The following is a 19,678-nucleotide window of genomic DNA, read 5'->3' as shown; positions in this document are numbered from 1 at the left end:
GCCCAAGCCCTGCCGCAATCTTGGCCTGCACCGTCCCCTGGGTTGCTGTCGATCAAGCCAGGAAGCTGCATTCGGGCGAACGCATGGGGCTGGTCCCCATGGCAACTTGGGCTGATGTGGGGCCGTCCGATATGCGATACGAGGGTCTAGGATAGGGGAGCTCGGGCTCGGTAGTATCTCAGCGAGACGGCTAATGGTCGACGAAGTCTTCCTGACGCCACGCATTGGTATGCCGCAGCAACAGGGGCAGTGCGGGCGCAAGTCTGGTTGTGAAATCGGCTGCTACAGGGGCATGCCGCGCTTCATCTCCATACCGTCAGCGAAGAAAGCGCGGCGCGAGCATCACCAAAGAGAAGCGGCGCGCCGTTCGTTTGCGGTCCACTGACCAGTCGGCTTCACCTGTACAACACGGGCTGGCATAGCGTGAAACTGAGCCTCCAATGGCGGAAATTAGCTTATAGCATCCGGGCTACGACAACCTGCCCACAACCAGCGTCGAAGCCACCGCCACGCCACCAAGTCTTCAGGGAACGTCCTGAACGGAACCCAGCCGGGCACTCCTATCAAAGCGACCCCCTTCGCATGCTCAGGCCGCGCTTGCTGTCGCTGCGCGGGACCGACAGCCTGCTTCTGCCCTGCACAGTGCCGACGACACATGCTTCGACGAAATGGCGTCATCGAGGTCGGGTGGCTTCGGCGCCGGTGCTTTGCCAAATTGCATGATGTTTGGACGTCCGTGGGGGCGGGCAAGGGGGCACAGTCGTGCCTGCAGTTCTCGTGACTGGCGCGGTCGAGGCTGATGGGCGGGATGAACGATCATATGACTGCACCACTGGTATGACGCCGCGCGAAAGGGCATGGGAGTTTTTGCGCCGCAATCCAGCATTCCAGCGTGAGGTGACCGCTGCAAGCCAGCAGGCCAATAGCTGGTCTTACCAACCCTTGCTTGACCTGGTCGCGTCGGCCGGCGACCTGTTACGCTGGGGTGTTCTGTTTCGCCGAGTCTTATGGGCGAAATTCGATCGTTTTTGGTTCCGCTCTGGTGCGTCCATGTGTTGCCAGTCATTGCAGAACATCTGCCAGCATCGTCGGAGACAACGCCGTGCGAACTCTTGGCATTGCCAGGTCGTGCGACGGTCCTGCCTGGCGCCCGGCAAAGGCCAACATGTTCTTCTTCGCAATGCCGAGCATACGCTCCAGCTCGCCGTCTCTGGCGTGGATATCTTGAGCCTGTCTGTCTCCGAACCGAGGCGATCTGGCCCGCGAGCTTTTGAGGCACCGCCTGAGGGCGGCTCGAGTGCCTCAATGCTCTAAGTGTGGGTCAACGTCTGCCTGCCCGCTGAATTTGGCACGCCTTACACCTACGTCACGACCAAGACCTTCCTGTTGCACTTCGGCCTCGACACACTGCGGGATTTGCCCGATTTCGAGGCGATTGAGGTTGCCGCGCTGCTCAGCAAGGAGAAGCTGCTGGCGGGCGATACTCCCATCGGGCTGGTGAGTGGTGGAGGAGGTGAGGAGCGACACTCCAAGGCCAGGACGGGCTAGCGCAGCAGATACATGGAAGTAATATGAGCGGTTGAGAGTCGAATCAGGGAACTATGCGATCACTATCGATAAGAGGTGGCAATATCGATCGTGATTGTATCGGGCCACTCTACGGCGAAGGAGGCGGCAACTTGTGTCTCCGACCCGAAACGATTACCTTGCGGCCATTATGAGCAAGCATTTGGCATCCGTCTTGACGACCGTGAACGCGCCCTGCAGCGTACAGCTGGACGACGCGGCGCTGGCCGATTGCTTTGCGGATCTCGATTTGGCCAAGCAGCATCCCGCTCATGTCAGCGCCTTTCTCGGCGAGGTCCCTCTCGCCCAGCAAGTCGAGTTCGCAACCGCGCACCACATTCGCGGTCGACGAGATGAAGGCTTTTGCCGCCAAGTTCTCTGCCTGGTCCGGCGAAAGCTATCCGCTCGCCGCGTAATGGCTGGACATGATAGCCGACGCCCGTCCGAATGGCGGCGGCTTTTTTGTATTATATCGACCTGATCGGCCAGCTTCGCGGGAATGCCGGGGCTACGACTTTGAATGGTCATTTGGCGGCGGAACGGCTATGATGATCCAGATCGGCCATCGCGAAAGCCACGACATCGATATCTTCCTCGACGACCCTCAATTGCTCGGTCATCGACCATCCAAAAGCCACCTGCACTTTGAAACGATGCCGTCCGACTATTTGGGGGACGGGCTTCGGTTCCAGAAATTCGCCTTCGAAGACGTTGGCGAAATCGACTTCATCGTTGCCGGAGCGCTAACAACGAAGCCGTTCTAGACCCGCGTGGTGGAAGGCAGGACCGTGCGGCTCGAGACCATCCCGGAAATCATCGCCAAGAAGGTCTATTACCGGGGATTTCGGAAGCCAACCCGCGCGACATCTTCGACATCGCCGCCGCAGCCCGGTCGCAACTGGACGAGGTCGTCAACGCTCTGCGTGCGCTCCCAGAACAGGTCGCTCGAACCAGACAGCGGATGGAAAAACTCAACAATGAATTCGTCGGCCGCGCCATTGCACAGCTGATGATCATGCCCTGACTACGAAGCGTCGCCGCCGACAGTCTGGACGCAGCGTTCGCTGTGCTCGACGAGGTGTTGTCATCACTCAAAGAACCTGACCCCCACGACCTAGCGACCAACCGAGGGAGGGGAGGGGTTTCTCAGAGCCCGGACGCCTTGGTGAGGTTGGTCCGGAATCTGCCGCGCCTCCGCTGATATTTGCGGGTCATCTCGGCCGAGGCATGGCCGAGCTGCTTCTGCACGTAACGCTCCTCGACGTCGGCCGACGAGGCAAGTCCGGCGCGCAGCGACTGGCCCGAGAACAGCAGCGCCCGTTACCCTTCCGGGAGATCGGAGGGGACGCCGGCGGCGATCGTCACCTGCTTGACCAGGCGGGCGACGTGCTTGTCGGAGAGCCGTTCGACGTCGACGGTCTTGTTGTCCTTGAAGATGCGGCGGAACAGGGGTCCACGTGCGATGCGGCCAAAGCGGATCCAGCTCTCGAGCGCGACTACGGGGTAGGTGTGGTCGCTGGAGCCGCGGCCGACCTCGACCTCGCGCCAGCCGGTCTTGCCGCGCAGGGTGACCAGCAGCCCTTGCCGTCAAAAATCTTCGATCCAGCCGGCGCCATCGCTGTTGTCGTCGCGCATGACGTCGAGACCGACGATCTCGGAGCGCCGCAGGCCGCCGCCACAGCCCAGGAGCAAAATAGCGCGGTCGCGCAGGCCCTGAGGTCGTGGCCGAGGGTGGCGATCATCGCCAGCAGATCGTCGCCAGGACCGCCTCTTTTTGCCGCGGTGGCTTTTGCGTGCTTGCGCGGCGAATGCCGGCAAGAACCGTATAGATATGCCGCTCCGCGCGGTCCAACGGCCGGCCGCGCTGGGTAAAGTTCCAGGCGAGGCCGGAAAGCCGCCGCTCGATGGTCGCAACCGAAAGGGCAGGGGCGCCACGCTTCGGATCGCCGGCGGCGGTGCCCAAGGCACAGGCGCTGATATTGAGCCTGATCACCTTCGAGCCCGGAGGCAGGGGATCGAAGCCAGCGCGCCGGCACCAGGAGGAAAAATGCCGCCAATCCTTGGGGTAGGCGTCGCGCGTGTTCTCCGAGGTGGCGTTGTAGCCCCTCGCGGTCTCGACCAGTTCCTGGACATGCGCCGGGACTCTTTGAGCCGGGTCTCCATCTCCTTGTAGAGCTTGTCAAGCTCGCCATCGACTGGCTTCAGGTCGTCGATTGAACATTGCGTCATCATAGGCTTTGTGCCTTGTTGTAGCAGGCATCGTCCGTTCGCGCGGCGGACACAGACATCACCGTCGCTGAGCCGAGAACGACGGTAAAAGAAAATGCACTCACTGACTTCATAACCAATCTCTTTTGCGGGTGATTTAGAAACGGACGCCGAGCTTGGCGCTGAACCCGTGTGTCTGGGCATCCGAGGCGATCTGTCCCTGATAGGCGATGCCGAACGTCGCGTTCTCGGTGATGTTTACGTCCAGCCCAGCTTCGAGCAGAGCTGCGTTCTTTGCGATCGGCACGCCCTTGATGGCGAAGGAGGAACCGCCAGCAAAGGCAAGAGCGGTATCCGGCCTGACGTCGCCGAAGGCGTGGCGCCAGCCAAGACCGCCGCGCGCGGTAGCAGTCACGGTGCCGAGGGTCAGTACCGTCGACGCACGCAGACCTAGCGTGGTAAACGCCGTGTCGCTCGAGCGATCCCCGCTCGACAAGGCGGCTGCGCCGCCATTCTCGGTGAAGCCATCGGCGTCAAAATTCACATAAGCGAGATTAGCGTAGGGCTCGAAGGAAGCCCAAGCCGTATTGATACGGTAGCCGAGCTCGCCAAAGGCCTGGAACGTGCCGGCGTCGTAATCGGCCGAAAGGCTGTCGGCGAAGCCTGAAAAGACCACGGACCTGCCGGTCTCGATGCTGTGCCAGGTATAGGCAAGGCCGGAACGAAAACCGAGATTGCCGTTCTGCGTGCCGGCAAAAAGACCGAGATGGTAATTCTCGCTCGAGCCCGACGACGCGCGATTGTCCGCCTCCAAGGAGGTATGGCTGTAGCCGCTGATGAGGCCGAGCCGCCAGCTTTCGCCGACAGCCGCGTCACCGCCAGCCAGAAAGCCGCCTGTCGAGTGATCGAGACCGGCGGCATTGCCGTCGCTGTCGAGATGACCCCAGGCGCCGAAGCCACGGCCCCATACGGCGAAATTCTCACTCGTTGCCGGGGCCAGTTCCAGACCACCCAGCCCATAAGTCATCACCGGAACGCTGGAGGCACCGACGCCGTCGAACGCCGCACGGATCCGTTCGCTCGCGGCATCGCGTACAGAATGACTGTCCTCGATGAGGCCGCTATGAATGGAAGCATGAACCTCGCCTGATAGCATATCGAAAGCGTTGCGGGCTTCCGGCGCCGTCAGGAACAGGATGTTGTCCTGGATCGGATTACCGCTTCCAAGCGCCTGAGCCGCTGCGGCGACCGAGCGTTGATTGAAGGTGCTGGCAACATCGGCAAACGCCGTCGATGTGCGGCTGATATCGAGATAGACATTGTTGGCATCGTAGACGAGCTGGAAATCGACGAAGGGCGTCGCGTCTGTCGCCAGAGCCCCCGTCAGCCCGCCATAGGTGCCGCTTACGCCGCCTGCTGCGGAGAGCAGAGTATATCGGGCATCGACCGATAGCGTTCCCTGCCGCAGCAGCTCGATCTGCGCGCCGCTGTCGATCGCCGCTACTCCGCCAACATCGATGAGATCGGACGACCTTGCGAGGTCGACCTGATAGATCGATCCGGACTGCTGCGCGAAATCGCCCGTGACAGTCAGTGTGGTGACGATCCTGCTCGGATCGGTCGCACTGCCAGGAGCGACCGTGCCGCCCTCGGAAATGGTGACCGCACCGTAGGTGCCGCCGCCTGCGACGACACCGCCGCTGTTTGCGATAGCCGTGCCCCCGATCTGCCCGTCATTCCCGAGAAAGCCGGACGTGGTCGCATCATGGGAAAGCACACCTGTATCGGCAAGCAGCAATCCCGCGCCGGAACCGACCGTCGTCATGCCGGAAAAATTGTTCTTTCCGCTCAGCGTTTGCACGCCACCGGCAACGAATAGTTTGCCGCCCATATTATTGTTATCAACGTCGAGGTCGTTGATGCTGCCGGCGAACGTGTCGTTCGAATCCGTTAGCACCAGGGTACGCTTGCCCAGCTCGACCGTTCCGCTGCCACTCAGGCTACGAATACGGGCATCGTTGTAGGCGTCGGAGATTCCCCAATAGTCGCTGCCATTTCCATGTTCGGAGATATCGAACGTGCCGTCTGCAACGACTTTCGCTGACCGTTGGATGTTGCCGAGCCCCGCAAGCGAGAGATAGGCATCCTGAGCAATATTCGTCTCGCCGGTGTAGGTGTTGACATTCGTCATCCGGACCACCGTCTTTGTATCAAGCGTCAGCGATCCGGAGCCGGAGACGACACCCGCTATGCCGAACCCGCCCTCATTCCCCATGCTCGTCGTTATCCTGCTCAGACCGGTCCCTTCGGGTGCGGATGAATCGGTAGAGAAGTTGCTGGCAGTGACGAAATGTGACGTATAAGCGGTATACTTCTTCTCCAGATCGAAAATGACCGATCTGTTTTTGAAGAAGTCAAGACCGGCAACAAAACTGGTCTGGTCATTGGGTTGTTCCGTCGTGCCGCTGGTGTAGGTGAAGTCGATATTGTCCAGCCTTACCGGATCGCCATCCGTTCCTGCGATTGTAACGCTCGGGATGTTGCCCGATGCGCTTACGATCTCGCGTTGCTCATTTCTCCGAACATTTTTAAGTTTGACGCCCGCATCCTGAAATTGCTTCAGCATCGCATCACTGATCTCCAGACTGCCACCGCCCGGTGTGCCGGTGTCGAGCAATACCGCGGTCTTGTTGGGGTCGGTGATTGGTGGGGCTCCATCCTTAACCGTGTACTGCAGATTGTAGCTGCCTTCGTATTCGGTCGAGGCATTGGCGCCAGAGCCAGGAAAATTCTGATAAGAATCCTGATCTTTTTCCTCGGGTTCTCCCCATGGCATGGCATTAGTATATTGGGCCCGGAGGCTTGGATTGAGGTTGACAATCGTGCAGGGGGAACAGCCAGGCGTTTGGTCGCTCTCGGAATCCGGATTCACATTGGCGGAGACCACGTAGCCAGACCTGGTGACACTGCCCATCATGCCCCAGACACTTGTCTTGCCAAGAAAATCGCCGGCCCCGAATGTACCTGCGAAATCGCCGCCTTCGTCTGCCATCTTGCCAGCGGTCATTTTCGCCCGCTGCTCCTTATCGGCGTGATAAGGTTCTTGGAGATCCTGACCATACATATCTTTAAGTCCATCCGTCACGGATCCCGGCGTGCACTTAAGATTGTTGTCCTTGCAATACGCATGGGTATAGACAAAATCGAGAATGCGAGCAGCCCGGTATTTCTTATCGCTTACAGACGGCCCGTCGATTGTTATCTTTTGATCTGGATCGACATATGTAAATTTATCAATTTCCCCGTTCTGAAGCTTATTACCATACGTTCCGTCCCCGTACGTATATACGTAAGGCGTGTCGGCAATCGGGCGGACCCCGGTCACCTCTGACCCGATCTGCGTGTTGAGCTGGTCCGAGCCCGTGTCGAATACGTATCGCTGCGCGTTGCCATTGTTGATCTTGGCCCAGATGCCCAGGCGGTCATGGCCTTCCCCGACATACTCCAGCGGGATCGAAATCGGGTCGTCGGCCAACGCTTCTCCAGTTGGAAATGCTACCAGACCCACCCCGAGAGACACAGCCGGCAGGAATACCGTCGTCATCGCGGTGGTTGCCGCCAGAAAGTTCTTTGTCCCGAAACAAGCCTGCATACCTGGTCCTCGAAAAAGTCTCGCAAACTGATTGATCATTGGAACGGCCTCCTGAATTGTTTAACGAGACCCTTTATGGCGGCCCTGGCTGACAACAGCCTGAAAGCTGCAAGCGGCATGCGAAAATGGGGCGATCCTGAATGACGACAGATGCTGTCAACACTGGAAGAGTGCTCGGCCTGAAAGCTGAGCACGCTTTATGCTCAGGCTGCTGACAAGGCCAAAGCAGCGTAAGTGCGGAGTGAAATCCAAGGTCCACATGGGTCGTCGCTCTTCCCGTGCGCCTGGGAAGGCGCCGGCCCGGCCAAGCTTTCCCAGATCGTCCGGATGGCGCACAAGATACCGGTTCAGGTCGATCGAGATGGAGGCCGAGGCGTATGCCAAGGCGGTCGACTGCCTGACGAAAGATCAGAATGCGTCGCTGGCGCTCTACGATTTCCGCCGGCAGCGAGCTCAGTCTCCTGCCGGGCATCCGTGTTTACTGGCGACGAGACACAAGATGTGCCCAAATTGCCACCAGACCGTCACCTGCGATGAGTTTCGGCAACTGATTTTGTCCTTTCAATCGTCGCCACTTCCTGGCCGCGGCCAACATGGGCCACTCGAAGGCAGCAGACTGGCGGCTATATGGACGGGCTGTGAGCCCGAACCGGAGACATTGGCGAAATCTACGATCTCTATAGCAACGTCAAGGAGAAGCGCGAGGTGTTGCAGATGTGGTCAAATCACATCGAATGGCTGATCAAGCAGGCTGCGGATGACGCTCTGGCGGCGTAGCTGCTGGCATGGGCGGAAGATGCGGCGCAACAATCGTCAGAGCCTCATCGAATTGGAGATCATGCTTGACCAGCAAATGCGCGGCCAATGCTTCGATGGCCGACCAGTGATCGAGTACTAGCCGGGCCGTGCGATCTTCGATCCGCCTCCAACGGGGGCGGCGCGGCATCAGGAACCGCAACTCACCATAGATTCGCTTGGCATCCGCGTAGTCGCTGCTCCCCTCATTCCCATCGGACGCATTCATCGCCATATCGCGCGGGTCCAGATAGCCTTCGAATGCGGATTCTGCAAAAGGACCTGCCAGACACGCAACTATCACTTGGATCGCTTCATCGCGTTGGAAATGTCGATCCATATCGTTCTCGAAAATCGGCTTTCGCTCCGAGGTGAATCCTTGCGCTGAATAGAAAACCGTGCCTTCGACAAAACCACCGCACTCTCCGTCACCGGCGTCGGGGTAAATACTAACACTTGAGAAAGCAGGGAGTTCACGGTCGTCGTCGAACATCTGACGGTGCAAAACGATGGCGGCCACCGCGTGCCCGGCTTCGTGATGCGCCACAGACGGGAGAAGATATTGGGAGGCTACATTCATGCGGTGCGGCTCTCAGATCTAGTTTCCATCCAAGCCCTGATATCGGATTCAAGCCATGCGACTCGGCCGGGGGAGATGCGACGCCGCTTAGGGAACAGGCCTGCCTTCAGAGTCGCGCGGTCGCGCTCGAACTGCGTTCCACTGAAGTGCTTCAGGGTCTTTGCCGACTGGCCGGCGGCCCAGGCAAGTGCCCGCTCGCCTTCCACATCTTCAAGCCAAAGATAGAGATCGTCGTCGGGAGCATCCAGCGTTGGACGGACATCAAATGCGTTCATGTCCGGACAGCCTTCAGAAAGAAGGGATAGAGGCTTCCGTTTGATCGGGAACGCTTAGTGTTGGTAGCGGCGCCGACATGTTCGAAAAGCGTGATCATTGATGAGTTCTTCCAGTCGGTGCGGCATCGCAGTGCTTTTGCGCATAGGACCGCAATTCACGTGCCAACTGGGAAAATCGTTTCGGAACAATGCGATCGCTCTGGCAGCGTTGTGTCAGATGTCCGACATCGTCGAGAATCCGACAACGAGTGCTCCTCCTAATCACCGGATCAACCTCCGGCGCCAGGCGGTGACACCGCATTCCTCTGTCTTTCCAGGAGACGGCGTGGACATCAATGCCGTTCCTCACCGAACCCGCCTCCTAGCCCTTCGCCTGTGTAGCATACGTCACGGCCGCCCCCCGGTTTGGCTTCAACCTGGGATTACGGCGTCCTCTTTCGCAGAGAAGATCGGGTTGTTCGTGGCGCGCGCAGCGGAGCCGAAGGAGCTTTTTCTGGGTTGCGGATACTGGCATGTCGATATTACGACCGTGTGTCCTTCGAGAAGCTTGGTGGCTTCTTCAACCAGAATCTCGCCGGGGAGATCGAATCGTTATCTGCGCCGCAAAGTGCGGCCGGTGAGCGGCGTGGCCCTGCGTTCCAGTTGGCCACGGTCCTCGCTGGGACGAGCAAGTAAATGGCTTGCGCAGCAACGGTGCGATCACACCTGGAGCACGGCGTCATCAGGAAAGCGCCATCCTTGTGCGCCCACGACACCCTGGTCGCCATCGGCCGCATCGCGGGGGGGCAATGTGGGCGATAACCATTCATTGATCTGGGCGATTGAGGGTTCTGCCGGGGCGCTATTGCTGCTCGGTAGGGCTGCGGGCTGGCGAGTCTACCAAGGCGAGCAACGACAGGCGAGACGGCAGACATTACGTGACGGAACTTGATATTGCAGTGCAGCAAGCGTAGAGCACCCCGCGCTTATCGGAGTGTCGTCCATGGCCCTTACCAATGCTGGTAACGAGGCAGAACCTGTCGAACAATCGAGCCATTCTGAGGTCGAGCAGCACAGCACCAAGGCGCTGATGTTGGGCGCACTAGGTGTCGTTTATGGCGATATAGGCACCCGCCCGATCTATGCATTTCGCGAGGCGTTGCATGCATCAGCGGGTGGCAACGTCGCCAGCCGTGGCGACATCCTCGGCGTACTCTCGCTGATCATCTGGTCCCTGACGATCACCGTGACGATCAAATACATCATGTTCGTGCTCCGCGCCGACAATCGAGGCGAGGGCGGAGTGCTGTCGCTTATGGCGCTGGCGCGCAACAGTTTCCCGACCCGCTCTGCGGTGATCCTCGGCATCGGCATCGGCATCGGCATCGTCGGCGCGGCGCTTTTTTTTGGCGACGCCGTCATTACGCCGGCAATCTCGGTACTGTCGGCGGTCGAAGGTATGAATGTCGTCACGCCGACGTTCCAGCCCTATGTGGTGCCGCTGACACTGGCCATCCTGGCGATCGTGTTTGCGGTACAGCGGTTTGGCACCGGCGGCGTAGGATTGGTGTTCGGACCCGTTACCGCGCTGTGGTTCCTGGCCATCGGCCTTTCCGGGCTCAACCACATCATGGACGACCCGGAAATCCTGCTGGCAATCAGCCCGCATTACATCGTGTCGTTCCTGGTCAACTCGCCTGACGTCGCCTTCGTTACGGTTGGTGCAGTCTTCCTCGCCGTCACCGGAGCCGAGGCGCTCTACGCCGACCTCGGCCATTTCGGCCGCAAGCCGATCGTGCTCGCCTGGCTGGCGATCGTGTTCCCTTGTCTGTTGCTCAATTATGTCGGGCAAGGCGCCTTCGTGCTGGCAAATGGCGGCGTTGTCGGTCATCCGTTCTTCGAGATGAACCAGGGCTGGACGCTTATTCCGATGGTCGTGCTTGCCACGGCGGCGACCGTGATCGCCTGCCAGGCGGTGATCTCCGGCGCCTTTTCGCTGACCAGGCAAGCGGTACAGCTCAACATGCTGCCGCGTTTCGTCATCCAGCACACGTCGGAAAAACAGTCGGGCCAGATCTATCTGCCGCGCATCAACCTGATGCTGGCGCTGGTGGTGATGCTGCTGGTGGTCGGCTTCGGCGAATCCAGCCGGCTGGCCTCGGCCTACGGTATTTCGGTGACCGGCAATATGCTGGTGACGAACATACTGCTTTTTGTTGTGATGACGCGCATCTGGAAATGGCCGCTCGGCGTCGCGATAGCCTTAATGGCGGTGTTCGTCTTCATCGATACCGGCTTCTTTGCAGCTAACATCGTCAAGGTATTCGAAGGCGGCTGGGCCTCGCTTGCCATTGCCGCAGTGATCGTGATGACCATGTGGACTTGGATAAGAGGCAGCAGGTATCTATTTGACAAGACGCGCAGGAACCAGATTCCGCTCGATTTCCTTGCGGGCAATCTGTTGAAGAAGAAACCGCAGCTGGTGTCCGGTACGGCCGTGTTCCTGACCAGCGATCCCGCCAGTGCGCCGACCGCGTTGATGCACAGCCTGAAGCACTACAAGGCGCTGCACGAACAGAACGTCATCCTCTCTGTGGTGACGGCGCAGCAGCCCGTGGTGCCCGACAGCGAGCGGATCAAGATGGAAACAATCAATGAGCTGTTCATGCGGGTGACACTGACCTTCGGCTACATGGAACAGCCTAACATCCCGCGTGCGCTGGCGATCTGCCGCAAGCAGGGTTGGAAGTTCGACATCATGACGACGTCCTTCTTCCTGTCGCGTCGCTCGCTCAAGGCGTCACCCAACTCCGGCATGCCGGTGTGGCAGGACAAGCTGTTCATCGGCTTGGCGCGCACGGCCGCCGACGCGACGGAGTATTTCCAGATCCCGACCGGACGTGTGGTCGAGATCGGAACGCAAGTGGCCGTTTAGGTATGCCCGGTTAAGCAGAATCAATTGGCATTTCGCGAGCCGGTGAATGCCTGACCGGGCGGAGGCCACGATGCTTGCGCCAAACTGGGGTCCGGTTCCAGGCCTGAAGCTTCCGGCCCCGAAAGCCGTCCTTTACGCCTGCGATCATTTCCGTTCCGCATTGTCTTGCCGACCCACCAGTCGAGATGCGCTGAAACGACCTCGCCGGGCAGCAACTTATCATTTGAACCTAATCGATGTGCCGCAAGTCCGACCTTCATTCTTCAGTTCACAGGCTAGCGTTGCCAAAATCGGCGTGCCGCCTAACCGGCGCCGCACCGTGACCTGTCAGGATGCTATGCAGGCGCGAGGCAGAAGCTGGCTCGAGGCCGCCGGCCTGGTGCTGGTCCGGCAGCGGCCGGGCTCGGCCAAAGGCTTCATGTTCCTCTGGAGGATGAGACGGGTGCGGCAAACGTCGTCGTCTGGGTCAAGATCTCGCGAGAAATTCCGGCGCGTGCTTCTTGCTTCGGCCATGCTCGGCGTCCGCGGACGCATCCGACGGAAGAGGAGGTGGTGCACCTCGTCGCCCACGAGCTGACCGATCTGTCGGCCGGGCTGGCCAGCGTGGGAAACCGCAAGACGCCGTTTCCGTTGCCGCACGGCCGAGGGCCGAGGCTCATCACGGCGGATCGGGCATCGATCCGCGCGGCATGCCGAAGGGGCGCGACATCGTCGATGCAGTATGACCATATCGACCCTATCAAGTTCAAGACGCGTAACTTCCGGTAGCGCTTCCGGAGGCCACTTCAGCAGCATGTTGTGCACACTTTTGTCGGACCCTGTTAACTGCCGATTGGCAGCAGGTCACCCCGTGCCGGATCCCAAATGTCGTCGCTCTCAAGCGCAACGACTGCCCGCACCCTTTTTAAGTCAGCGAGCACCTCCACCGCCGGACGCCGCCCCGTTTCCTGAGCCGCGGCGTAACGGGTGTATTTGTGACTGTCCGGCTCAAACCACTTCAACGATTCCAAAGTAGCCATGGCATCGCCCTTGCGGCTGCGCGTGATGCGAATGATCGTGATCCCATCCTCAGCGCTCGCGTCGAATGGAGACACGCTGCCAACGCTTCATCTGCTCTACCCCATCTTTGTTCCAAGGCGGTCGGATCATCTCAATGAGCCCTGCCTCGGGGTGGCCAAAGCATGCATATTTATCGTTCGGCCCCGCATCGAATTATCATCTGCGATGTGGGACTCGATCTTGGGTTGGCGACGGCTTAGCTCCGGGAGTAGACGTCGGACCACTGATAAGTGCCGGACCTTCTCCACAATTTCTCGGCGGACTCATCGTGAACGCTCGATTGGACGTAAATGCGGTTCGCGGAAACGCAGGTCTGGCCGGCATTGCGGAACTTCGCCTGGACCGCACCGTCAACAGCACCGTCAATGTCGGCATCATCGAAGATGATGAAAGGTGCATTGCCGCCGGTTTCAAGGCTGACCTTCTTGATCTGGTCAGAGCACTGACGCATCAGCAGCCGTCCGGCCTCGTTCGAACCGGTAAAGCTGATCTTTTGAATCTTGGAATTGGTGCAGAGTTCACGGCCCACGCGATCACCTTCGGACGCATAGATCCAGGTTGACCACGCCATCGGGAAAGCCGGCCTGATGGCGAGAGCAAACATTGCACCTAGCCACGCCACGATAAGATCGAGCGCGGCTTCGTTGCGTGCGGGTCTGTGGTCAGTGGAGGGCGGAGGAAAAGCGCTCGGCGTGCTCGCCCTCGCGATACCACTGGTTCGCGCCGGCAAGCGCCAGTTTCTGAGGCAAATCGCCGAACAGCTGGTAGAGCCTTACTCTCAGGGCTTGGCATCTATGTCGCCTACGACCGCCACATGCAGCCCGTCGCGTGCGAAAGCGGCTTTGTGGAAGGCGCTTAGATCGGAGGGCGTTACGCTAGTCAGGCTCCCTTGGGCGGTCTCGAATACGGATGCGTGCCGTAGATTCCGCGCCGCCAGGCCAGCTCGGCGATCGCATGAGGTTCCGCGCTCATTGGCAATGATTTCGGAGAGAAGCTGGGCGCGTATGCGGTCGAAAAGTGCTGGTGTAGCCGGCTGCGGGTCCCGCCACCGAGAATGTCGGCCAGCAGTCGAGCGCCGCGGCCTCGCACCAGGGACCGCCCATGAATGACTCATGCGAGGCGTCTCAAGGCTGTCCGCGATCCAGCGCCAGATCTCCGCCTCGCCCGAGGGGCGCAGAGCTGGCCGGTTGTGCAGGAGCCGTAGGCAATATCCGCCTTCCTCGTTCGGATGGGTAACGCTTGCGATACGGAGTCTTGACTTTGGCAGTCGCTCTGTGACATTACCTATATAAAGTTCTAAAGAAGGCGATATGGATCATGCATAGGTCACAGAGACCCGAATGAAGGCAACGTATAAACGCACCTATTCGCGCTACGCGATGGAAGCGCTTGGCCTTTTCGGTAAGACCATCCGGCTTGGCCGGATGCAGCACCGGTTAACCGCACAGGAGTTAGCCGAGAGAATCGGTGTTTCACGCAGCACCCTGCAGCGCATCGAGAAGGGCGATCCCAAAGTCGAAATCGGACTGATGTTCGAAGCTGCTGCCATTGTCGGTGTGAAGCTGTTCGATGCCGACGGCAAGGGCATCACAGCCCTCACAGGCCGCATGGACGATCGCATCGCGCTGCTGCCGAAGCACGTCTACAAGGCCAGCAAGCAGATCGTCGATGAGTTCTAAGGTCCCCAAGTACGACGAAGCCTATGTCTGGGTCTGGCTGCCGGGCGAGACCGCGCCGGTTGTCGCCGGGCGGCTATATGCCCATGACGGACTCGTCAGCTTCAACTATGGCAGGAGCTTTCGTGAACTGGGCAGCGCGATCCCGCTTTATCTCCCGGAACTGCCCCTGAAGGCAGGCGAATTGCCTTTGCTTCCTGGCCTAACCATGCCGGGATGCATCCGCGATGCTGCCCCTGATGCCTGGGGACGACGGGTTATCCTAAACCGCAAATTCGGTGTGAAGGGCGATGAAATCGCGCGGCTCGATATTTCAGAACTGACGTTCTTGCTGGAATCAGGCTCGGACCGCATCGGCGCGCTCGATTTTCAGTTTTCGCCCACGCATTACGAGCCGCGCGCACTGGCCAATGCCACTCTCGAAGAGCTTGTCCAATCGGCGGAGCGGGTAGAGAAAGGTATTCCGCTCACCCCCGAATTAGATCAGGCGCTGCATCACGGCAGCTCGATCGGCGGCGCAAGGCCAAAGGCGCTGATCGAGGATGACGCCGTCAAGCATGTCGCGAAATTTTCCTCGTCTGCCGACCTTTACAGCGTCGTCAAAGGAGAATTCATAGCCATGCGGCTTGCCGCCTTGTGCGGCATCAGAGCGGCATCCGTCTCGCTCGTTCGCGCCGCAGGCAACGACGTGTTGCTCGTCGAGCGATTCGACCGGATCAAGGTCACGGGCGGCTGGCAACGCAAATCCATGGTCTCAGCGCTGACGATGCTCGCGCTCGATGAGATGATGGCGCGTTACGCCAGCTACCAGGATTTGGCGGAGATCATTCGCCACCGATTCACCGCGCCGTCGGAAACTCTGCGCGAGTTGTTCAGCCGCATTGTCTTCAACATACTTTGCGGCAACACCGACGATCATGCCCGCAACCATGCGGCATTCTGGGACGGGGCTAAGCTCACCCTCACGCCTGCGTACGATATTTGTCCGCAGGCCCGCAGTGGCCAGGAGGCCAGCCAGGCCATGCTCATCAGCGGCAATAACCGCATGAGCCGGATAGCGTCCTGCCTTGAAGCGGCGCATCACTTCCTGCTCAGCGCGCCGGAAGCTCTTGCGATTGTTGAAGGCCAGCTCCGATGCATTGCGGAGAATTGGCCGCGTGTCAGCGAGGAAGCTACGCTATCCGGCATAGATCGCAATCTGTTCTGGGGCCGACAGTTCCTCAATCCCTACGCTTTTACGGCGCTGGAAGGAAGCGCCGACGTTCTCCGCGCTCTGGCTGACGAACTACGCAACAGTGTTCACGCCTGATCCGGCGCTGGATTTCGGACAAGCTCGGCAAGCGCAAGACGCCACAATATGGACAACCCTTGCCGTGCCAGGACGAAGATTGAACAAACGGCTCTTCAACAGTGACAACGTGCACTGCGGAGAGATGTTGAGCTGACACCGCAAAAGACCAAGACGCGCGACTTCCCGCGATACAACTCCACATAACTGAGCGTCTACAAGCGGTGCAGCCAGCCAAACATCCAGCCATCAAAGCGATGATCGTCTGATCTTTTGCCGATGACATCACGTGGGGGAAGACTTGTTCGAGCGCTTGCCGCTTCATATCGATACCGGCCTGGGCGTAGCGCATCGTTAGTTCAGCCCGAGTGGCCTGGCCATCGACTGATGGTGGCGATGTCAACACCCGCCTTGACGAGGTGGATGGCCGTCGTGTCCCGCAAAGGGCGATGATGGATGCTCTTTTCCGCCATGGTGGTTCCTTCGCCCGCAGCCATGTGTGCGCAGCAAGTATCGAACACCGAACCGGGTGAGCAGTGTGGGGCGGTCGTTGCTTTGCTCGGCGGGACAGGGCGATACCAGACGAAGGTCACAATCGAAGATTCAGGATCCCTGAACTCGTGCATCCGTATTGAACATCAGCGAAAACAGAGCGTAATCCCGCTGTCCAGAAGGCGTGCGGCGGTCGATACGCGCCAGGACGCTCTTGATTTCCGGGCTCATCGAGATATTCGACAGGTGCCACCCACGCGCCCTCTTGAAGGGAAGTGTCACCACCAGTTGCAGCGTATCCTAATATTCGGGGTGCTCCGAAATCAGGAACCGCGCAAAGGCATGCATCGCCGCCAGCCTTGCATTGCGGGTCGCAACTGCCACGCTCGACCTCAAGTGATGTGAGAAAGCTGCCCATCCTGTCGGTATTGATGTCGGAGACCGCTTCTTTCAAGAATATCTTCCCGCTCTCCCGCGGCATGAGCCCGTGGCATGCTTCGGCCCAATGCTGTGGATTGATGTTTCTTCATGCCACAACCTCGCTGACGAGACCGCCGAAAGCCCCTTCAAAGCGGTCGGTGGCGATCTCTCGCAGCTTTGGAAGGTAGTGCATTGATTTTTCGTGGAATGGGGACCCTGTTTAAAGGGTGATTTTCGTCCAAACGGGACCCCTTAACGATGGGGTCATCAAGATGCCTCCGGCTTGATCGGAGGCATTTGTGTTTTGGATGTTGGTTTTAGAGACGATTGCAAAGATACGTCGGCTGTCGCTGGTCCAGGGGAAGTCGATCAAGGCGATCTGCCGTGAGCTGAAGATGTCGCGCAAGGTGGTGCGCAAGGTCCTGCGTTCTGAGGAGACGCAGTTCCGCTACGAGCGCAAGCACCAGCCCTATCCCCGCATGAGAGCTCGGCGTGAGACGCGGGACCGGCTGCTGTCGGCGAATGCGGCCAAGCCGCAGCGGGAGCGGCTGCCGGTCGCTTCGACGGCTTCCATTGCATTCCCCCGTCGGTGTCGAAGACCTGCACGGTGCGCTTCGACAACAACAAATACTCGGTGCTGTCGAGTGCCGTCGGTCGGCCCATCGAGATCCATGCTTATGTCGATCGGATCGCATCCGCCAGAGGATGGCGTGGTCGTGGGAGAACACGTTCGCTCCTTTGGCCGCAACGAGGTCGTCTACGATCCCTGGCACACGGCGCGCGCCGTTCCTTGGCTGGGTCGTGCGGTCGGCAATGGAGAAGGTGCGGCGCAGCTCAAGGCGGTTGATGACGTCGACCGGCAGATGGTGTTGATCCTCACCTGGGTGCTGACCGACGGATTGAGCGCGGTCGAGGCCGCCTGTCAGGAAGCCATCGAGCACGGTGCATCGTCGGCGCCGGTGATCCTCAACATCCTGGCCCGCAGCCGCGATCCGGCGCCGGGCACGATCCTTTCCATTCCCCAAGCGCTGAAGCTAGCTCACGAGCGGTCGCCGACTGCACCCGCTATGACAGTCTCAGGAGGACAAACAGCCATGGAACGCACCGAGGTACTGGAACTGATGGGAGCGCTGAAGCTCTACGGAATGCGCAGAGCCTATGACGAGATCATGGGCGCGTCGCCATCAAGCGACGGCACGAGCCGCCCAGGATTGTCGGTGATCTCTTGCAGGCCGAGATATCGGAGAAGCAGGCCCGCTCCATCAAATACCAGTTCGCTGTCGCCAAGTTGCCGCTGGCCAAGGACATCGACGACTTCGACTTCGCCGACACGCCGGTCACCCCCTGATGCGCGATCTCGCCCGGCCGCGCCTTCGTCGCCGATCAGCGCAACATCGTCCTGGTCGGCCGCCTTCACGGGTCACCCAACTCGCGCGGAAGGTCGACCGCATTGCGACGGGCGCGTGTCGACTTCCCAACAATGTCAGACAGGAGACGCAACGCTATCGGAGCGATCGCATTGCCCGAAACGATTTTCCCAGTTGGCACGACAATTGCGGTCCTATGCGCAAAAGCAAACTAGACCTGAGAGCCGCACCGCATGAATGTAGCCTCCCAATATCTGCCGCTTGTGGCGCATCACGAAGCCGGGCACGCGGTGGCCGCCATCGTTTTGCACCGTCAGACGTTCGACGACGACCGTGAACTCCCTGCTTTCTCAAGTGTTAGTATTTACCCCGACGTCGGTGACGGAGAGTGCGGTGGTGTTGTCGAAGGCGCGGGTTTTTATTCAGCGCAAGGATTCACCTCGAAGCGAAAGCCGATTTTCGAGGACGATATGGATCGATGTTTGGAACGCGATGATGCGATCCGGGAGATAGTTGCGTGTCTGGCAGGTCCTTTTGCAGAATCCGCATTCGAAGGCTATCTGGACCCGCGCGATATGGCGATGAATGCGTCCGATGGGAATGAGGGGAGCAGCGACTACGCGGATGCCAAGCGAATCTATGGTGAGTTGCGGTTCCTGATGCCGCGCCGCCCCGATTGGGGGCGGATCGAAGATTGCACGGCCCGGCTAGTACTCGATCACTGGTCGGCCATCGAAGCATTGGCCGCGCATTTGCTGGTCAAGCATGATCTCCAATTCGATGAGGCTCTGACGATTGTTGCGCCGCATCTTCCGCCATGCCAGCAGCTACGCCGCCAGAGCGTCATCCGCAGCCTGCTTGATCAGCCATTCGATGTGATTTGACCACATCTGCAACACCTCGCGCTTCTCCTTGACGTTGCTATAGAGATTGTAGATTTCGCCAATGTCTGTCAAGGACGCCGCCTTGTGATTCAGTATGTGCTCGATGACGTGTGGCAATACCTGCCGCCTGCCGAGATTTGTCGCGAGCGTCCTGCGCAGATCGTGAAGGGTCCAGTTCTCCAAAGCCACCCCGTCAGTATTGACCTTGCCGTCTAGAGCCTTCTTGCCCTTCGCGTAGCCTGAGAAGTGGCTTCTTTCGTTGCCCCTCGCAGGGAAAAAAACGTGTCATTGGTCTTCGGTACCGTCTGGGGGACCGACACCGCCAGTGTGGACAGCGGAATAAGCGTAGGCTCTTCGTTCTTCGTGCGGTCACCCGATAGTTCCATGTTCCGGCTTCAAGGTTGAGGACCAACGCATCGCGGCAACTTCCGTACGCCTCTGTCCGGTCAGAATGAGCAGCTTGACGATGGAGCCGAACGAATAGCCGATATCGCCCGGTTCG

Annotated in this window: 14 protein-coding genes and 5 pseudogenes; 11 read left to right on the top strand and 8 right to left on the bottom strand. The window is 59.5% G+C overall.

The genetic code is table 11. The annotated features are described in order from the left end of the window. Positions 1-193 precede the first annotated feature (193 nt). The 3 genes and pseudogenes from NP503_RS31650 to NP503_RS31645 form a co-directional block, all read left to right on the top strand. Complete coding sequence (locus tag NP503_RS31650) at positions 194-385, top strand: hypothetical protein (protein ID WP_127266638.1); 192 nt, start codon at positions 194-196, stop codon at positions 383-385. A gap of 452 nt (positions 386-837) precedes the next feature. Then, positions 838-1,314, top strand: a complete 477-nt coding sequence (locus tag NP503_RS33500) for a transcriptional regulator domain-containing protein (RefSeq protein ID WP_372958898.1) — start codon at positions 838-840, stop codon at positions 1,312-1,314. A 33-nt stretch (positions 1,315-1,347) separates the two neighbouring features. Continuing rightward, positions 1,348-1,548, top strand: a pseudogene (locus tag NP503_RS31645) (SMC-Scp complex subunit ScpB); the annotation flags it as partial. Positions 1,549-1,657: 109 nt separating this feature from the next. Here NP503_RS31645 and NP503_RS31640 read toward each other — a convergent pair. After that, a complete protein-coding gene (locus NP503_RS31640; protein WP_164748801.1) occupies positions 1,658-1,939 on the bottom strand; it encodes a hypothetical protein in 282 nt (93 codons plus the stop codon). Positions 1,940-1,991: 52 nt separating this feature from the next. Here NP503_RS31640 and NP503_RS31635 point away from each other — a divergent pair, with 52 nt between their 5' ends. Continuing rightward, positions 1,992-2,330 carry a nucleotidyl transferase AbiEii/AbiGii toxin family protein gene (locus tag NP503_RS31635; RefSeq protein ID WP_126063908.1) on the top strand — a complete coding sequence of 113 codons (339 nt, stop codon included), beginning with the start codon at positions 1,992-1,994 and terminating at the stop codon, positions 2,328-2,330. A gap of 382 nt (positions 2,331-2,712) precedes the next feature. Here NP503_RS31635 and NP503_RS31630 read toward each other — a convergent pair. From NP503_RS31630 to NP503_RS31615, 4 genes and pseudogenes are all read right to left on the bottom strand, one after another. Continuing rightward, positions 2,713-3,721, bottom strand: a pseudogene (locus tag NP503_RS31630) (tyrosine-type recombinase/integrase); the annotation flags it as partial. A gap of 210 nt (positions 3,722-3,931) precedes the next feature. Continuing rightward, positions 3,932-7,465 carry an autotransporter domain-containing protein gene (locus NP503_RS31625; RefSeq protein ID WP_127268434.1) on the bottom strand — a complete coding sequence of 1,178 codons (3,534 nt, stop codon included), beginning with the start codon at positions 7,463-7,465 and terminating at the stop codon, positions 3,932-3,934. Between the two features lie 703 nt (positions 7,466-8,168). Next, positions 8,169-8,801 carry a hypothetical protein gene (locus tag NP503_RS31620; protein WP_127270360.1) on the bottom strand — a complete coding sequence of 211 codons (633 nt, stop codon included), beginning with the start codon at positions 8,799-8,801 and terminating at the stop codon, positions 8,169-8,171. Next, a complete protein-coding gene (locus tag NP503_RS31615) occupies positions 8,798-9,076 on the bottom strand; it encodes an AlpA family transcriptional regulator (protein ID WP_063169289.1) in 279 nt (92 codons plus the stop codon). The genes NP503_RS31620 and NP503_RS31615 overlap by 4 nt, the downstream gene beginning before the upstream one ends. Before the next feature lie 982 nt (positions 9,077-10,058). Here NP503_RS31615 and NP503_RS31610 point away from each other — a divergent pair. Beyond that, positions 10,059-11,990, top strand: coding sequence for a potassium transporter Kup (locus NP503_RS31610; protein WP_127266914.1), 1,932 nt, complete (start codon positions 10,059-10,061; stop codon positions 11,988-11,990). Between the two features lie 549 nt (positions 11,991-12,539). Beyond that, the gene (locus NP503_RS33495) at positions 12,540-12,758 is read left to right on the top strand and encodes a hypothetical protein (protein ID WP_372958897.1); all 219 of its coding nucleotides are present in this window, start codon (positions 12,540-12,542) and stop codon (positions 12,756-12,758) included. A gap of 53 nt (positions 12,759-12,811) precedes the next feature. Here NP503_RS33495 and NP503_RS31600 read toward each other — a convergent pair whose 3' ends face one another. Both NP503_RS31600 and NP503_RS31595 read right to left on the bottom strand, forming a co-directional pair. Beyond that, a complete protein-coding gene (locus NP503_RS31600; protein WP_127266913.1) occupies positions 12,812-13,084 on the bottom strand; it encodes a hypothetical protein in 273 nt (90 codons plus the stop codon). 161 nt (positions 13,085-13,245) lie between these two features. Then, complete coding sequence (locus NP503_RS31595; RefSeq protein WP_372958896.1) at positions 13,246-13,653, bottom strand: aldehyde dehydrogenase family protein; 408 nt, start codon at positions 13,651-13,653, stop codon at positions 13,246-13,248. A gap of 736 nt (positions 13,654-14,389) precedes the next feature. Here NP503_RS31595 and NP503_RS31590 point away from each other — a divergent pair. The 5 genes and pseudogenes from NP503_RS31590 to NP503_RS31570 all read left to right on the top strand — a co-directional run bounded on the left by NP503_RS31590 (position 14,390) and on the right by NP503_RS31570 (position 19,176). Continuing rightward, positions 14,390-14,728, top strand: coding sequence for a helix-turn-helix transcriptional regulator (locus NP503_RS31590; protein WP_236383572.1), 339 nt, complete (start codon positions 14,390-14,392; stop codon positions 14,726-14,728). Further along, positions 14,718-16,034, top strand: coding sequence for a type II toxin-antitoxin system HipA family toxin (locus NP503_RS31585; RefSeq protein WP_127206482.1), 1,317 nt, complete (start codon positions 14,718-14,720; stop codon positions 16,032-16,034). Before NP503_RS31590 ends, NP503_RS31585 begins: the two co-directional genes overlap by 11 nt. Positions 16,035-17,475: 1,441 nt before the next feature. Then, positions 17,476-18,012 (top strand): annotated as a pseudogene (locus NP503_RS31580) (IS21 family transposase); the annotation flags it as partial. 7 nt (positions 18,013-18,019) lie between these two features. Further along, positions 18,020-18,333, top strand: a pseudogene (locus NP503_RS31575) (ATP-binding protein); the annotation flags it as partial. A gap of 192 nt (positions 18,334-18,525) precedes the next feature. Beyond that, the gene (locus tag NP503_RS31570) at positions 18,526-19,176 is read left to right on the top strand and encodes a hypothetical protein (RefSeq protein ID WP_127266912.1); all 651 of its coding nucleotides are present in this window, start codon (positions 18,526-18,528) and stop codon (positions 19,174-19,176) included. Here NP503_RS31570 and NP503_RS33490 read toward each other — a convergent pair. After that, positions 19,120-19,368, bottom strand: a pseudogene (locus NP503_RS33490) (integrase); the annotation flags it as partial. The gene NP503_RS31570 and the pseudogene NP503_RS33490 overlap by 57 nt on opposite strands. Between the last annotated feature and the right edge of the window lie 310 nt (positions 19,369-19,678).

The organism is Mesorhizobium sp. SEMIA396, assembly GCF_024518615.1.
Lineage (GTDB): Bacteria > Pseudomonadota > Alphaproteobacteria > Rhizobiales > Rhizobiaceae > Mesorhizobium.
The sequence above is the reverse complement of the archived record's forward strand: the minus strand, read 5'-3'. Positions and strand labels throughout refer to the sequence as shown.

Coding starts and splice junctions, on each gene's coding strand:
- NP503_RS31650 (WP_127266638.1), top strand. CDS start 194: ATGGTCGACGAAGTCTTCCTGACGCCACGCATTGGTATGCCGCAGCAA.
- NP503_RS33500 (WP_372958898.1), top strand. CDS start 838: ATGACGCCGCGCGAAAGGGCATGGGAGTTTTTGCGCCGCAATCCAGCA.
- NP503_RS31635 (WP_126063908.1), top strand. CDS start 1,992: ATGATAGCCGACGCCCGTCCGAATGGCGGCGGCTTTTTTGTATTATAT.
- NP503_RS31625 (WP_127268434.1), bottom strand. CDS start 7,465: ATGATCAATCAGTTTGCGAGACTTTTTCGAGGACCAGGTATGCAGGCT.
- NP503_RS31620 (WP_127270360.1), bottom strand. CDS start 8,801: ATGAATGTAGCCTCCCAATATCTTCTCCCGTCTGTGGCGCATCACGAA.
- NP503_RS31615 (WP_063169289.1), bottom strand. CDS start 9,076: ATGAACGCATTTGATGTCCGTCCAACGCTGGATGCTCCCGACGACGAT.
- NP503_RS31610 (WP_127266914.1), top strand. CDS start 10,059: ATGGCCCTTACCAATGCTGGTAACGAGGCAGAACCTGTCGAACAATCG.
- NP503_RS31595 (WP_372958896.1), bottom strand. CDS start 13,653: ATGTTTGCTCTCGCCATCAGGCCGGCTTTCCCGATGGCGTGGTCAACC.
- NP503_RS31590 (WP_236383572.1), top strand. CDS start 14,390: ATGAAGGCAACGTATAAACGCACCTATTCGCGCTACGCGATGGAAGCG.
- NP503_RS31585 (WP_127206482.1), top strand. CDS start 14,718: ATGAGTTCTAAGGTCCCCAAGTACGACGAAGCCTATGTCTGGGTCTGG.
- NP503_RS31570 (WP_127266912.1), top strand. CDS start 18,526: ATGAATGTAGCCTCCCAATATCTGCCGCTTGTGGCGCATCACGAAGCC.